The organism is Arthrobacter sp. TMS2-4 (assembly GCF_054511075.1).
Map to the genome: position 1 here is coordinate 1 of NZ_JBTNDI010000040.1, position 1,772 is coordinate 1,772.

Here is a 1,772-nt window from a genome sequence, read left to right on the forward strand (position 1 = left end):
CCGAGAGAGTGTGGGAGAGTAGGACACCGCCGGACAACCACTCACGGGAAGGCCCCACACCACCAGGTGCGGGGCCTTCCCCACTTTAACAACCACAGCATCCGACACCGGGCGAGCCGGCAGGGCCTTCCACGGGGAGGGTCGGACTTGTAGTGTGACGACGTGATCATCCCCAATACTTCGCAGAACGCCGTGGCCGTCGCCGATCATTACGACGAGCTGGATCCGGTTTACCGTCGGGTGTGGGGCGAGCATGTGCATCACGGGCTCTGGGTGACAGGTCGCGAGACGCCCACGGAGGCGGTCGAGGCGCTGGTCGACACGGTGGCCGACCGGCTGCGCCTCGTACCCGGCGCCGTGTGCGTCGACATCGGCTGCGGTTACGGATCCACCGCCCGGCGGCTCGCAGTGACGCGCGGGGTCGGCGTCACCGGTTTTACCCTCTCCGCGGAGCAGGCCCACTATGCCGAGGAGCGGGCCCTACCCGGTGTGGACATCCAGGTCCGGGACTGGCTCGTCAACGGGTTGCCCGACGCGTCGGCCGATGCGGCCTGGTCGATCGAGTCGAGCGAACACATGGTCGACAAGCCGCTGTTCTTCGGTGAGTCGCATCGCGTTCTCTCACCGGGTGGCCGCCTCGTCGTCTGCGCGTGGCTCGCAGGTACCGATGCCGGGGAATGGAAGGTTCGCCACCTACTCGAGCCGATCTGCCGCGAAGGGCGTCTTCCCTCGATGGGTACCCGCGAGGAGTACGAAGCAATGGCGATCGCCGCGGGCTTCGAGATCGCCGGCTACGAGGATGTCAGCCGCAGCGTGGCACGCACCTGGACGATCTGCGCCCGCCGACTCGTCAAAGCTCTATTCGTCGATCGCGACACTCGACGACTCGCGCTCAGCGCGCGCAATCGCGTCTTCGCCCTCAGCCTCCCCCGCCTGATCCTGGCGTACCGTACCGGTGCGATGCACTACGGGATCTTCACTCTGGTGAAGGCGGGGGAGGGCGAGACGCGGTCCACCTCCGGCTCAGCACTGCAGTAGGAGTTGACGAGCGGGACAGTCGGACCGCCGGCGGGGTCGCCCCGGGCTGTAGCGTCAGCTCTTCTTGAATGCGTCCTTGAGTTTTTCGCCGGCCTGCTTGAGGTCTCCCTTGGCCTGATCGCTCCGACCCTCGGCCTGGAGGCGCTCGTCGCCGGTCGCGTTGCCCGCGGCCTCCTTGCTCTGACCTCCGACCTTCTGCGCAGCGTTGGCGATTTTGTCGTCGAGTCCCATGGTGTTCTCCTTGCGGTCGGTTCCTGAGCCGGTCGATCGTTGTCCCGACCGGAAGCCCAGTGTAGGCAGAGGCCTTCGTCGCGGGCGGGGCCGGCTTGCCGGTGGAGGTACGGGACGGCAGAAACGCCTCAACGAATGCCCGTCGCCCGAGGAGAAAGGTCGACCGGGCCCGCGATTTGGCAGAGCGGGTACGGCGGCCGTATAGTTATGGAGTTGCCCCGGTGAGGGCGACGAACCCCCCAACTGAATGAAGCGGTTCGAGCATGCTCTTGGCATCCTGGTTCCCGCTTCTTCTGGTTTCCTCGTATGGTTCTTCAGCTCGAGGGTCGCAGCGCCGGTGTGACAACCGGCCGGGACCGAGCGGATTTGCCGCAGAGGGCGGGTGCGGGTAGGCTTGAAAAGTTGCTCCGGAGCGATGACATGACGGTTTGGTTGTGTTTGGTGCCGGTTGTTCCTGTTGTTTGAGAACTCAATAGTGTGCCAAGTTTGTTGATACCGATTGT

General features: G+C 65.2%; 2 protein-coding genes. One reads left to right on the forward strand and one right to left on the reverse strand.

Annotated elements, in window-relative coordinates; translation table 11 throughout:
- Positions 1-162 precede the first annotated feature (162 nt).
- Positions 163-1,038: a class I SAM-dependent methyltransferase gene (locus ACX80F_RS16980; protein ID WP_459337554.1), complete on the forward strand. Its 876-nt coding sequence runs from the start codon at positions 163-165 to the stop codon at positions 1,036-1,038.
- A gap of 54 nt (positions 1,039-1,092) precedes the next feature.
- On the opposite strand, the gene ACX80F_RS16985 is transcribed toward ACX80F_RS16980, so the two are convergent.
- Entirely contained in the window at positions 1,093-1,269 is a 177-nt protein-coding gene (locus ACX80F_RS16985; protein WP_459337555.1) for a CsbD family protein, read from the reverse strand.
- Positions 1,270-1,772 lie beyond the last annotated feature (503 nt).

Excerpts from the sequence above, each read along its gene's own strand:
- ACX80F_RS16985 (WP_459337555.1), bottom strand. The coding sequence starts at position 1,269 with ATGGGACTCGACGACAAAATCGCCAACGCTGCGCAGAAGGTCGGAGGT.